The sequence below is a fragment of the Paraburkholderia sp. BL17N1 genome, from assembly GCF_003634175.1.
Classification (GTDB): Bacteria; Pseudomonadota; Gammaproteobacteria; order Burkholderiales; family Burkholderiaceae; genus Paraburkholderia.
Genome location: NZ_RBIW01000002.1, coordinates 1853593 through 1866855, shown reverse-complemented (window position 1 = coordinate 1866855; position 13263 = coordinate 1853593). Strand labels below are relative to the sequence as shown.

Here is a 13263-nt window from a genome sequence, read left to right as displayed (position 1 = left end):
GAGGACCACTCCCATGCACAAGCACCAGGCGCACCTGCTCGGAGCCACGCTGGCCTGCACGCTGTCAGTCCTTTCCGGCTGCTCCTCGCTGCAGCCGCAGCCCGTCACGAGCGACGATATCCGCCAGCGCGTCGTGAACGATCAGCTCACCATGTACGACAACCAGGAACCCATCAAAGGACCGCTCACGTTTTACGAGGCCGCCGCGCGGGCGCTCAAGTACAACCTCGACTACCGCCTGAAGCTGCTGGAAAGCGCACTCGCCGCCAATCTGCGCGATGTGTCGACCAATGCGCTGCTGCCGCAACTGGTTGCATCGGCGGGCTACGCGGCTCGCAGCAACGATTCAGGCGGCACATCGATCGGTATCCAGGACCGTCAGGTGAGCTTGCGCCCTTCGACCTCCGAGCAGCGCTTTCATCAGGTATACGCGCTGGGCATGACGTGGAACCTGATCGATTTCGGCATGGCGTACTACCGCACGCAACAGAAGTCCGATCAGATCCTGATGGCCGAGGAACGCCGCCGCAAGGTCGCGCAGAACGTGCTGCAGGACGTGCGCAACGCCTACTGGCGCGCCCTTTCGGCACAGCGCCTGAAGCCGGAAGTCGATCAGCTGATCGCCCGCACGCAAGCGGCATTGCGCGAAGCCCATGAGGCACAGGAAAAAGGACTGATGCCAAGGCAGGACATTCTTGCGTATCAGCGCGCGCTGCTCGATGCGATCTCGCTGCTGACGGTGCGCCGCCAGGACCTGGAGTTCGCACAGGCCGAACTGGCCGCGCTGATGTCGCTGCCGCCCGGCATGCCGCTCGTGCTGGCCGATACGCAGGACGGCGCACTGCCGCTGCCGCCTCTCGCCACGCCCGAACCTACGCTCGAACTGATCGCCTTGCAGCATCGCCCTGAAATCATGGAGGAGTGGTATCGCAAGCGCGTCAACGAAAACGACATCAAGATTGCCAAGGCGCAGCTATGGCCGAATGTCGGCATCGACATGAACGTGAATTACGATTCCAACACGTATCTGTACAACAACTACTGGGCGGCCATCGGTTTGCGTGTGTCGCTGAACCTGTTCCGGCTGCTGCAATTGCCGGCGCTGAACGAACAGCAGGTCACGCAGGAGCAGACCGACACGACGCGGCGCCTTGCGCTTTCGATGGCCATCCTGACACAGGTTCGAATCGGTTCGCTGCGCTACCAGCTGGCGTTGCAGGAACTCGATTTCGCCAACGACAGCCTGCGCGTCGACAAGGATCTGCTCGGCTATGCCGACGCCGCACGCACGGCGTCGATTGGCTCCGAACTCGAAGTGATTCGCGCGGAAGGCCGGTATCTGCTGTCGCGCTATCAGCGCGAAGCGGCTTACTCCGACGCGCAGGCCGCGTGGGGCCGCCTCTACAACTCACTCGGCTACGACGTGATGCCCGATGCGATCGCGAAGGACGACGTCGAGACGCTCGCCCAGGAAATCAGACGCACGATGACACGCCAGGAGGAGTATCTGCCGAGGCTGCCCGCGCCGGATTCGGCCGCGCCGCTGGCGCCGTTCGGGCAAGGCCAACCGGTCGACGTAACGAAGGATGTACAGACCACGAAGGCACCCGCTGCTGTGCCGCCCATTCCGGCGCAACCCGAAGGAGCGACGCATGCGTCAGCCGTACACTAGGCGCCGCCTGAAGTTTGCAATTGCACTGACCGCGATCGCGCTGAGCTCGGCGCATGCAGCCAAACCTGCGGGCAGTGGCGAAGGATTTGACGATCCGAACGCGATCCGCGTGCTGCTCGTGCCAAATCTCGAAACCACGCTATCGAGCGAGATGAACGGCACCATCACTGACCTGCGTGCGTCGCTTGGCAAGCAGGTCGCAAAAAGTACGGTGATCGCACAGATGAACTGCGCCGAAGTGCAGGCGCGCGCGAACGTCGCGAAGGCCGAACTGAACATGGCGAACCAGAATCTCGTCGCCAAGCGCAGCCTGCGCGAACTGAAGGCCGCGGGCGATATCGAGGTGTCGATGGCATCCACGGATGTCGAAAAGGCCAAGGGCGCGTTGTCCCTTGCCAAGGCGCAGTTAGGGTACTGCCAGGTCGTCGCCCCGTTCAGCGGGCGCATCGCGAAGGTCTATGTCAAACCGTATCAGACCGTCAGCGCAGGCACACCGATCGTCGACCTGGTGGGCGACGGCGCGCTCAAGGTGCGTCTGAACGTGCCCTCTTCGATGCTGGTAAGGTTGCGTCCCGGCACCCGGCTCGACGTCGCGATCCACGAAACGGGCAAGACTTACGCGGCGCATGTGAGCGCCGTCAACGCGCGTGTCGACGCCGTGGCGCAGACCGTGGAACTCGAAGCGCAGCTCGATGGTGCACCGCAGGATCTCGTGGCGGGCATGAGCGGCATCGCGCGCATTCCCGCGAATCCATGAACGAGCCCGTCACGCCCGCACCGCTGCTGATGTTTCTGGAGGCGTTGCGCGAGCGCGCGATGTCAGCGGATTCGATCAACGCACTTGCGTTCACGATGGCCAACGACCTGCACGCGGTGCTGCCCTTCCGTCAGGCGCTGGTATTTGCAGAGCACGGCAAGCGCTGTAAGCTCGTTTGCGCATCGGGCCTCGCGATGCCAACCGAGGATTCCCCTTATCTCGTGTGGCTCGATCGGGCGAATGCGTGGGTCGCCTCGCAGGTCGATACGCCTGAACCACGCTGGCTCGCCCGCGACGCTGTCGAACTGCCGCCCGCTCTCGCCGACGGCTGGGCCGAATGGTGGCCCAAAGGCGTGTGGTGCGTGCCCGTGCATGCGCCAAATGACAAGCGGCAAGCGCTGCTGCTCGTGCTGCTCGACGATCCGCCCACAGAAAGCTTCGCCGACGTGCTGCGCGGCGTGATCCGCATGTGGGGCTATTGCTGGTGGGCGCTGTCGCGCCGAAGCATCCGCTTCGGCTGGCGTCCGACGCGCCGTCAGTCGCTTGTCGCCCTAGCGGCCGCGGCGCTGTTCCTGATGCTGCCCGTTCGGCAGACCGTGCTCGCGCCCGCAGAAATCGTGTCGAGCGACGCGCGCATCATCAGCTCGCCGATTAACGGCGTGATCGCGTCGCTGGCGGTGCGGCCCAATCAGCGCGTTGCCAAGGGCGCGCTGCTGTTTTCGCTCGACGAGACTTCGCTACGTAGCCGCGTCGACGTCCTGCGCCGCCAGGTCGCCGTCGCCGATGCAGAGCTGAACGCGGCGAGCCAGCGCGCCTTCGATAACGCGCAAAGCAAGAACGAACTGACAGTGCTGAACGGTGTCGCCGAACAACGGCGGGCCGAGCTGGCCGCCGTGACGGCGCAATTGCAGCGCACCCAGGTCTACGCGCCCGAAAGCGGCGTAGCCGTGTTCAGCGATCCGAACGACTGGATCGGCAAGCCCGTCGTGACGGGCGAGCGCATCCTGCAACTGGCCGATGCCGCCAAACCGGCGATCCTTGTCCACCTCGCGGTCGCCGACGCGATCGCGCTCGATCCCGGCGCCGAAGTCACGCTGTATCTGACCGCGTGGCCGCTTGCGCCGTTGCACGGGCGCATCGTCGAAACCAGCTATGAAGCGAAAACCACCGACGAAGACATCGTCGCGTACCGGCTGCTTGCGAGTATCGACGGCGAGCGCGAACATGCGCGCCTCGGCTTGCACGGCACCGCCAAAGTCTATGGCCAGAAAGTGAGCCTGGCGTATTACCTGCTGCGTCGTCCGCTGGCATCGCTGCGGGCGTGGACGGGTCTGTGATGGCCATCGATCCCGACGTCGCGTCGCCCGCATTGCGCGAAGACCTGCGCCTGGGCGAGGCATCGCCCGGCCGGAACGGCGAGCCAGCCTGGGTGATTCAGGACATCGTTGCGAACCGCTTCTACCGCATCGGCTGGCTGGAATTCGAGTGCCTGTTGCGCTGGGACAAGCCGCCCGCGCAGATTTGCAGCGAAATCGCCGCGCAGACGGCGCTTCGGCCCGTCATCGAACAGGTCGTTGCGTTTCGCGCCTTTCTCGAACGACATGGACTGCTGAAGGCTACGCCCGAAACGCTCGCACGGCTGCAAGTCAGCTATCGCGCCCAAAGCTGGCTGACCTGGCGCTGGTGGCTGCACCACTATCTGTTCTTTCGCATTCCGCTCGTGCGACCACAGCGTTTTCTCGCTGTGCTCGTAAAAGGGCTCGACTGGCTCTTCACCCCGCTTGCGCCAGTCGCCCTCGCGCTCGCGAGCCTGCTGGGCATCGTGCTCGTACTCCAGCAATGGGATGTCTTCACCAAGGCGGTAGTCGAATCCTTTTCGGCCGAAGGCATGTTGAGCTTCGCGCTCGCGATCATCGTCGCCAAAACCCTGCATGAGCTTGCGCACGCGATCGTCGCGACCCGGCTCGGCCTGAAGGTCGCGCATATGGGCATCGCCTTCGTCGTGCTATGGCCGATGCTCTACACCGACACGGGCGAAAGCTGGAAGCTCAAAAGCGCCCGCCAGCGGCTCGCCATCGCCTCGGCGGGGATTCTCTGCGAGTTGTCGCTTGCGGGCTTGTCCACATTAGCCTGGGCGTTGAGCGATCCCGGCCCGCTGCGCAATGCGCTGCTGTATCTCGCCACCACCAGCTGGGTGCTGTCGCTTGCGCTGAACGCCAGTCCTTTCATGCGCTTCGACGGCTACTTCATCCTGTCCGATCTGCTCGATTTTCCGAACCTGCATTTTCGGGCCTCCGCGCTCGCGCGCGTCGCCCTGCGGCGGGCGATACCCGGGCTCGATGAACCGTGGCCCGAACCTTTTCCCGCGACGCAGCGGCGCCTGCTCATCGCCTTCGAGTTCGTGACGTGGCTTTACCGGCTGGTGCTCTTTCTCGGCATCGCCGTCACTGTGTACCTGTTCTTTTTCAAGCTGCTCGGCATTGCGCTGTTCGCCGTCGAACTCGGCTGGTTCATCGCGCTGCCTGTGCTGCGCGAACTCCAGCATTGGTGGGCCAATCGCCGTCGCATCCGTCATGCGCGCAAAGTCCTTCTCGGCGTCGTGGTTGTCGGCGGGCTTGTGTTGCTCGCGCTGCCCTGGCGCACGCAGATTCATGCAGAGGGTGTCGCGCGCGCGGAGCACGTGCTGCGTGTGTTCGTTCCGTTTCCGGCGCGTATCCAGACCATCAGGGCAGCCGGCACGGTGCGGCCCGACGAGCCGCTGATGGTCATGGATGAGCCCGATATCGCCGCGCAAATGCGCAGTAGCGAAGCGGGCATGCACGGCTATGAAGCGCGTCTCGCGGGATTGATCGCGGACGTGAACGGACTCAACCAGCAGACGGCCGTGCGCGAGCGTCTGCGAGTCCAATACGAAGAGGCTGCCGCCGCGCACTCGGAGATCGCTCGATTGAGCTTGCGGGCGCCCTTCGCGGGACGCTGGATGGATGTCGATCCGCAGTGGCGCGCCGGTCAATGGATCAATCCGAAAGTGTCCGTGGGTGTGCTGGTCGACCCGCGTAGCTGGCAGGTGGATGCGTTCGTCAAACAGGATGCGATACAGCGGATCGCCGTGGGCGACACCGCGCGCTTTTATCCCGCCGGTCACATGACACCCATTGCGGGACGTGTGCTCGCCATCGACACGACGCGTGTTCGTCAGCTCGACTATCCGATGCTGGCTTCACGTTACAAAGGGCCGCTTGCCGTGTCGTCCGAGCGCGATGCGCTGATCCCGAATCCAGCCGTGTTTCACGTGCTGGTGCAACTCGATACGGCGCCGCCAGGCCTTTGGGAAACGCGCGGACAATTGCAGATCGACGGCGTGCGGCTCAGTCTCTTGCTGGACACGGGAACACACCTGATCGCGGCGCTGATTCGTGAGAGCGGGTTTTAGAAGGTCATTCTTTAGTCGAGCATCACCGACGAACGAGCACCTTCGCGCGCCGGGAACCTTAAGCAAGGTGTTCAGTCCAGGACCGTGCGCTGCATCGACAACCGTTCGCAACGCCGGCCATGCCAAGATCTCATCTTCCGATTGATTGCATCAGTCGTGTGAGATTCTGTGGCTGAACACGAATGATGCCGCCGCGAGGACTGTCGATATCCGCGATCAGCGCAAGCGACAACGCAACGGTGACGGGCAGAACGGTTATCAATAGGCCCCGTCTCAGTTTGCCTTTCACGCCGTATCCCTGCACGACACAACCGAAAAGCGCAATAACGATCATTAGAATCCATGCGCCAGTCGGAATGTGATTTATCCGGGCCGCTTCGGAATAGTCCTGCGAATTGAGGGTATCGTTCATCCCGGCAACGACGAGCGCGCCTATCGGATTTGGCTTGTCTTTCGCTACCTCAGTGGCAAGATGCCACAGTTCCGCCTGAGTGTCCGCGGTTTCCCGACCAAGACGCACAAGTTCCTGCGGGTCTCGCGTCAAGAAATCCGCCAGCCTCAATTTCGTGTAGCGGAACAACGCCGCCTTGATCTGCATTGCCGTTGCTGGATCAGCCAGATCGGCTCTCGCATATTCGGTGCCGATCGCATTCGCCTCGCCTTCCTCAAGACTCTTGCGCTGATCATATCGACCCACTGCCATCGACAGGCTGAAGCCGATCAGCAATGCCAGCAGGGTCAATGTCGACGTTTGAATCAGATTGAAGTCTTCGCGCTCGCCTTCCTGAAGTGCGAATAAGCGCTTTAGCACGAATGCGCCAAACGCGACAGCCGCAATGAACAGCGCAACCAGACAAATAAAAAGTACGGCTGGGTGATCGATAAACGTTGCCATACACGCCTCCAATGCAAGTGGTTCGTCATTGGGAACACGCGAACCCGCGATCCGGTCTCACGCGAAATATCTCCGCTGCCTCTGCGGCGACGCATTGAATCCGCAATACAAATCAGTCACGGAGCATGGGTAGCGGCGCAACTTCGCCATAGAATACCGTTTGGTGAAAGTAAATCGTTGTATAGTCACGCTTATTTTTTGTCGAGTCAGCTGCTTTTTTTTAATCGACTGCTCAATGCCGAGATGCCCGTATTGATCTTCCCGCACATCAACGGTATTGCCCACATGATCATTACGGCGTGGCTGCCTGAACTGCTAGCGCAGACACGTCGAAAGCATCGGGAAAACCCTCTGCGGCCTATCGATGTAGACGAGTCTTATCCAAAAATCCGCGGATAGGTCTGTTCACCATACTTCTTCGAACTCGAGGTTTGTCCCTGATAGCCAGTCCAGTCACCACGTCGGCTTTTTTTTGGAGCAGACAAGGTTGATTTGAACGCTATGCGCCGCTCGCTAATGGCAGCTCTCAGGTGGAGAGCCGACGCCTGAGCGCGCGCTCGATCGTAAGCGCGAATGTCGCCTCATGGGCCGAGAGCACCAGTTCAATGAAGGTTCTGTAGAGCCGCCGTTGAAATTTTCGACGGCAGCTTTCGGGGGGCTTCTGTGGATGAGTACAGTCGGCCATGACGCGTCATTCGTCAACACTGCCTTTCAGACGTTCAGGGGGCGGTTATTTCCGGCAATCGGCCATTCGATCCGCGGGGAAGGCAGCGCGATCGGCCCGTGCAGTCATTGCCAGCAGCACTACCTGCGCTGCACGCTCAGGAATCTTCAGTGGTCGATCACGATTTCAGTCGTCAAAGTCACCCGCGCTCGCACGATCACGCGGATATGCTCCCCGCGGAGCTCACTCCTCATTCCCACTGTCGGAGCGCATATTGCAGCCTGGTTTCAGTATGACCTAGATGCTCGACTGAACAGAATTGGATGGTGATTGCACTTCGCGCGCGACCAAGTGCGCGGTCAGTTCGTTCATGGACATCGGCCTGGCATACAGCCAGCCTTGGGCGAACTGCACCCCATGCTCCTGCAGGTACTGCGCCTGCGCCACCGTTTCCACCCCCTCAGCGATGATTTGCAGCTTCAGCGCCTTGGCCATTTCTATGATGTGCAGCACCACCTGGCTGGTGGCGGCGCCCCCGCCGATAGTGTCCACGAACGACCTGTCAATCTTGAGGTAGTCAACCTCGAGGGTTTGGAGGTAGGAAAGGCTAGAGTATCCGGTGCCGAAGTCGTCGATGGCGATACTCACACCGCACGCGCGCATCTGCTTCACCACCTCGCGCGCCACGTCGGGCTTGATGAAGCCGCGCTCGGTGGCCTCGACGATCAGGTTGCCCGGCCCGGCCTTCAGGCGCTGCCCGAGGCTACGGACCAGCTCCACCGAGTCCCGCGACTGCAGATCCGCCGCAGCCAGGTTGATGCCGAGATGGAAACCGGGAAAGCGGCGGAACAGATCCCGCGCGTCGCCCTCAACGAGTTCCAGCACACGCCTGGTGATGCGCTGGATGAGGCCAGCTTCCTCGGCCACAGCGATGAAGAGATCCGGCCGGATCATCTCGCCATTCGTACGCTTCCAGCGGATCAGCGCCTCGGCGCCCACCCACCGGCCGGTGCGCAAGTCCACCACGGGCTGATAGACGAGGAAGAACTCGTTGCGCTTCAGCGCGGACCGGATCACCGAGGGCAGGGCGAGTTGCTGGCGCGCCAGGAAACCCACCGCCAGCGCGAGGATCAGACCTCCGACCAGCCCGATGGGTACAAGGCGCTCGCTGAACGTGCGCATTTCGTGCGTCATGGAGGTCATCGGGATGGCGCTCAACGCGGCGAGGTGATAGCGCTGCGAGTGCACCACAGCCACGATATATCCGCTGTCGCTGAAAGCGGCTTCGTTTCTGTCGCCTGTGGCGCTCAGCCATTCGGGCCTGACCGTGCCACGCGAGGTCAGCATTTGCCCGGTAAGCCGCGAGAATAAGGCGAGGCTGGTGTCAGGCCTGCCCGTGGTGGCGTCAATCGGCAGAGCCTTGTGAATGATCGCGGCGAAGTTATCCCGTTCTACGACGATGAAGGTCGTGTCGGGCACGGGAGGCAACACAACATTGGCGCGGACCAAGGTGCCACCAGGCGAGCGGCCATCGACCGGGCCGAGTGGGAATCCCTCAACGTGGCGCCCGAGGGAGGAGCAGATCAGCCGGTCGTTCCTCACGCGGCCGATGGCCTGGAGGTAGCTGGAGGCCAGGGCAATTTCGCGCATCAGCGCGATCTCCTGGTCGGAGCACGGTTCGTGTGCTGCGCCCGTCAGCCGCTTGATGCCCGAACCGATCTGGTCTGTGGCGCGGTCCGAACGGTGTATCACGTCCTGGGCATAGGCGAGCGCATTCGCGGTTTCCGTATCCAAGGCCAGCCCGCGCGCCGCGTAGACGGAGAAGGCGATCGGCGCCGCAATCGCGGCAAATCCGATGACTACGACGATAGCTATGACGGCGGTCTTGTGCATTGGTCTTGTAAGAAGCGACTTCGCCCGTTCTCCCGGACGCCTTCGGTACCCGATTGTAGCAATACGCCAAGGGCACAAAATTTTCCCAGCTCTGCAGTGACTCCGACAAGACGGAAGCGACCTTACGTTAGCAAATGGCCGTTAGACTTTGAGAGCGGCCGTCGACGGCGCGGCGACCCGTATGACGGTAACGGGTCGAAAGTGTGAGTTCCCTGATGTAGGAAGCTGCCGCTCCTCATTCATGTCAACAACGTCGACAGTCGGCCGCATTGCTGAGGTAGAGGCAAGTCGGCCTCAATGTCTGCAAAGACCGACTGCACAACGAACGCACTTAACTTGGGAACACCCACTACTAAAACAAACGCGACGACTGGATGCCTCACGGGACAACCGAGGTAACGAGGGCACTTATACGTACAATGCCAGGCTAAATCGGAGTACCACAGGAAGCGAAGAAACGCCTCAGGAACGTCCTGGCGGAAGGCAGCCGGAGTCGAACCGACCTGAGAGCGTCTGACGCCCTCAACTGGGTTTGAAGCCCAGCCGCGCCACCGGACGCGAATGCCTTCCTGCGGTGATCGAACTGCACGTTGCCGATGCTCAGAGCAGATCGAGCCAGCGAGTATCCGTGCGCAGCAGATGCAGCCCACGGTGGAAGCGAGTATATCCAACCCGGTCGAAGAACTCCAAAAGCTGGATCGCGCGTTTGCGGCCCAGTCCGGTGGCGTCGCGAAACGGTGCGGCCGCAACCGTGCCGGCATTCTTTTGCGCCTCGTCTGCCGCAATCGAAGCCAGTCCCCGAATCATCTCCGGGTGATAAAAGAGGTCGCGCACGACCTGAAACAGCTCGCCCCGCCGCGCGAGCTTGCGCATCAATTGCCGCACACGCTCCTCCGGCACGCCGTTCGCATCGGCCAGATCGCGCACCCAGGGCGGGTCGAAACGCCCTGCTCTCACCGCCGGCAGCAGCATCGCCGCGAGTGCGCGATCCGCTTCGTCGAGCGTTACCGTATGGCCCGGCAGATGCAACCAGGGCCCGCGTCTGACGATCTCGCCACGCGTCGCCGCATCGTCGACAAGCGCGCGCCACAGCGCGTCGTCCACCAGCGGCGCCGCGATGCGCCGCAAGCGCGAGATGTCCGGGCCCAGGTCGTCCGGCGAGCGTTCGTGGTACTGCGCGAGCGTAGTCGTCAAGCGCGCATTGAGTGCTTGCCAGAGCGCATCGGCAATTACCAATGCGTCCTCGCCTGGCAGTGCCACGACCCGCGTATCGGCCGGCAATGCGAGCGCGGCTGCCGGCATGCCCGTCAAACGTTCCAGCAGCGAGCGCAGCAAGCCATGCGGTGCTCTCGCGATGACGGCGTCGAGCGTGCCGGTGTCGAGCATGATCTGAAGCGCGTCGAGCCACGCCAGCCGCTCGGCCGAACGACGCTTGCGCGACGGCGCGAACGGATCGAGCACATGGCCGCCGCCAATCGTGCGATTGGCCTGCGCGTTGCGCACCACGAAGCGATCTCCCGGCAGCGCGCAAACCGGCCGCTCGAACACGAGTTGAACGCGGGCATGCTGACCGGCGCCGAGTGTTTCGCCGTCGAGCAACGCGACGTGCGCAACCTGATGCTGCGTGCCCAGATGCACATGCAGCGGCGCCCAGTGCTCCAACGCCTGCGGTGCATCGGCGAGCAGCGTCAGCATGACGTCGATTCGCTCCGACGCCTGCGAGAGCCGTGGATCGACGATCCAGTCGCCACGATCGATCGCGCTCTTCTCGATGCCCGCCAGGTTCAATGCACATCGCTCGCCAGCGCGTCCGCTCTGCGCCGGACGATTCTGCGCATGAATGCTGCGCACACGCACGGGTTGATTCTTCGGCGCGAGCAGCAGCGTATCGCCCACCGTCACGCGGCCCGACACCACAGTGCCGGTCACGATCGTGCCTTGGCCCGAGAGCGTGAAGACTCGATCGACCGCGAGACGGAACAGGCCGTCGTCGCGCTTCATTCGCCACGTCGCGGCCGCCGCGTGCAGATGCGCCTTCAACGCGGCGACGCCGGGATCGTCGGCCTGCACTGCGCAAGTATCGAACACGGGCGCGTCCTGCAGCACGCTGCCGCTCAGAAACGCCCGTACTTCGTCATGCACTTCGCGCAGACGCTGCGCGTCGACGCGGTCCACCTTGGTCAGCGCGACGGCGCCTTGCCGAATCCCGAGCAGTTCGACAATCGCCAGATGCTCGCGCGTTTGCGGCATCACGCCGTCGTCGGCGGCGATCACCAGCAGCGCGAAATCGATGCCGCTCGCACCCGCGGTCATCGTATGCACGAGCTTTTCGTGACCCGGCACATCGATCAATCCGAGCACGTCGCCGTTCTCCAGCGGCACGTACGCGTAGCCCAGTTCGATTGAAATGCCGCGCGCCTTTTCTTCCTTGAGCCGATCCGTATCGACGCCCGATAGCGCTTTCACCAGACTCGTCTTACCGTGGTCGATATGCCCCGCCGTACCGACGATCATGCGCGCACGCCTTTCAATTGCTCGATCAGTTCCGCTTCATCGGCGGCTTCGAGACAGCGCAGGTCGAGGCGCAACGCATCGTCCGCGATCCGGCCGATCACGGGCCGCACCATCTCCCGCAGCATCTTTTCGAGCGCGAGCAATTGACGGCCACCGCGCTTACCGTCCACCGTTTTGACGACCAGTCCGTAACTCGGCAGTACGTCGACCGGCAACGCGCCGCTGCCAATCTGGCTGAACATCGGCTCCGCCGTCACCGCATAACGTTCGCCGACTGCATGCTGCAACGCGGGCTGCACGCGCTCCGCGGCGAGCCGGATGTCACCGGCGGCACGGGTCAATAAGCGCAACGTGGTGAGCCGCTCCGTGAGCCTCTCCGGCGCACGATAAAGCTGCAGAACAGGCTCCAACGCCGCGAGCGTCAGTTTGCCGACGCGCAACGCGCGTTTGAGCGGATGCTTCTTGATCTTCGCGATCAGATCGCGTCGCCCGACAATCAAACCGGCTTGCGGACCGCCGAGCAACTTGTCGCCGCTGAAGGTGACGATATCCGCACCGGCTTCGACGGTTTCGCGCACTGTCGTCTCGCGCGGCAAGCCCCATTGGCTCAGATCGACCAGCGTACCGCTGCCGAGATCCACGGCAACCGCGAGGCCGCGCGTGTGGGCGAGCGGCGCGATTTCATCCAGAGCGACCTCTTTGGTGAAGCCGCTGATTGCATAGTTGCTCGCGTGGACTTTCATCAGCAGCGCGGTTTGCGGGCCGATGGCTTCCTCGTAGTCCTTCAGATGGGTGCGGTTCGTCGTGCCGATTTCGCGTAGTTTCGCGCCCGCGCGGCTCATAATGTCGGGAATGCGAAACGCACCGCCGATTTCAACCAGCTCGCCGCGCGACACGATGACTTCTTTCTTCGACGCCAACGCCGACAGCGTGAGCAGCACCGCGGCCGCGTTGTTGTTGACCACGGTGGCCGCTTCGGCACCGGTCAATTCGCAGATGAGGTCATCGATCAAATCGTCGCGGTCGCCCCGCTTGCCGGTGCCAAGATCGAACTCGAGGTTGGCCGGTTGCGTGAGCGCTTTCATGACGGCCTGAACCGCCTCGTCGGGCAGCAATGCACGGCCGAGATTGGTATGCAGTACCGTGCCCGTCAGATTGAAGACGCTGCGCAAGCGCGACTCGTTGCGCCGGCGCAGTGCAGCTTCGACAGAACTCTTCAGTTGCGCGACGTCGAGCGCGCTCACGGACGCATCGCCCGACTGCGCGCCCGCGCGCCAGCGATCGAGCGACTCGCGCACCGCGCCCAACACCTGCGTGCGGCCGTATTCGACAATCAACGCCGCGAATTCGGCCGACGCCATCACCTTTTCCACCGACGGCACGCGCGCCATCAGCGCCCGCAATTCAGAGCCGCTTACATCGCTCACGAGCCAAT

At 62.8% G+C, this 13263-nt stretch carries 8 protein-coding genes and 1 tRNA gene; 4 read left to right on the top strand and 5 right to left on the bottom strand.

Annotated elements, in window-relative coordinates:
- Positions 1–13: 13 nt before the first annotated feature.
- From B0G82_RS28250 to B0G82_RS28235, 4 genes are read left to right on the top strand one after another with little or no spacing between them, the layout of a single operon-like run.
- On the top strand, positions 14–1672 hold the full coding sequence (locus B0G82_RS28250) for a TolC family protein (protein ID WP_121309776.1): 1659 nt from the start codon (positions 14–16) through the stop codon (positions 1670–1672).
- Positions 1653–2429, top strand: coding sequence for an efflux RND transporter periplasmic adaptor subunit (locus B0G82_RS28245; protein ID WP_121309775.1), 777 nt, complete (start codon positions 1653–1655; stop codon positions 2427–2429). Before B0G82_RS28250 ends, B0G82_RS28245 begins: the two co-directional genes overlap by 20 nt.
- On the top strand, positions 2426–3766 hold the full coding sequence (locus tag B0G82_RS28240; protein ID WP_121309774.1) for an HlyD family efflux transporter periplasmic adaptor subunit: 1341 nt from the start codon (positions 2426–2428) through the stop codon (positions 3764–3766). Before B0G82_RS28245 ends, B0G82_RS28240 begins: the two co-directional genes overlap by 4 nt.
- Positions 3766–5862 (top strand): HlyD family efflux transporter periplasmic adaptor subunit, encoded by a 2097-nt coding sequence (locus tag B0G82_RS28235; protein ID WP_121309773.1) that lies wholly within the window; start codon positions 3766–3768, stop codon positions 5860–5862. The genes B0G82_RS28240 and B0G82_RS28235 overlap by 1 nt, the downstream gene beginning before the upstream one ends.
- A gap of 130 nt (positions 5863–5992) precedes the next feature.
- Here the strand turns inward: B0G82_RS28235 and B0G82_RS28230 are convergent, their stop codons facing one another.
- From B0G82_RS28230 to selA, 5 genes are all read right to left on the bottom strand, one after another.
- Entirely contained in the window at positions 5993–6757 is a 765-nt protein-coding gene (locus B0G82_RS28230; RefSeq protein WP_121309772.1) for a hypothetical protein, read from the bottom strand.
- Positions 6758–7718: 961 nt separating this feature from the next.
- On the bottom strand, positions 7719–9314 hold the full coding sequence (locus B0G82_RS28225) for an EAL domain-containing protein (RefSeq protein ID WP_121309771.1): 1596 nt from the start codon (positions 9312–9314) through the stop codon (positions 7719–7721).
- 474 nt (positions 9315–9788) lie between these two features.
- Positions 9789–9884, bottom strand: a tRNA-Sec gene (locus B0G82_RS28220).
- A 30-nt stretch (positions 9885–9914) separates the two neighbouring features.
- Positions 9915–11828 (bottom strand): selenocysteine-specific translation elongation factor, encoded by a 1914-nt coding sequence (gene selB, locus B0G82_RS28215; protein ID WP_121309770.1) that lies wholly within the window; start codon positions 11826–11828, stop codon positions 9915–9917.
- On the bottom strand, positions 11825–13255 hold the full coding sequence (gene selA / locus B0G82_RS28210; RefSeq protein WP_121309769.1) for an L-seryl-tRNA(Sec) selenium transferase: 1431 nt from the start codon (positions 13253–13255) through the stop codon (positions 11825–11827). The genes selB and selA overlap by 4 nt, the downstream gene beginning before the upstream one ends.
- Between the last annotated feature and the right edge of the window lie 8 nt (positions 13256–13263).

Bases quoted from the DNA above. Each gene is read 5' to 3' on its own strand.
- B0G82_RS28250 (WP_121309776.1), top strand. From the start codon at position 14: ATGCACAAGCACCAGGCGCACCTGCTCGGAGCCACGCTGGCCTGCACG.
- B0G82_RS28245 (WP_121309775.1), top strand. From the start codon at position 1,653: ATGCGTCAGCCGTACACTAGGCGCCGCCTGAAGTTTGCAATTGCACTG.
- B0G82_RS28240 (WP_121309774.1), top strand. From the start codon at position 2,426: ATGAACGAGCCCGTCACGCCCGCACCGCTGCTGATGTTTCTGGAGGCG.
- B0G82_RS28235 (WP_121309773.1), top strand. From the start codon at position 3,766: ATGGCCATCGATCCCGACGTCGCGTCGCCCGCATTGCGCGAAGACCTG.
- B0G82_RS28230 (WP_121309772.1), bottom strand. From the start codon at position 6,757: ATGGCAACGTTTATCGATCACCCAGCCGTACTTTTTATTTGTCTGGTT.
- B0G82_RS28225 (WP_121309771.1), bottom strand. From the start codon at position 9,314: ATGCACAAGACCGCCGTCATAGCTATCGTCGTAGTCATCGGATTTGCC.
- selB (WP_121309770.1), bottom strand. From the start codon at position 11,828: ATGATCGTCGGTACGGCGGGGCATATCGACCACGGTAAGACGAGTCTG.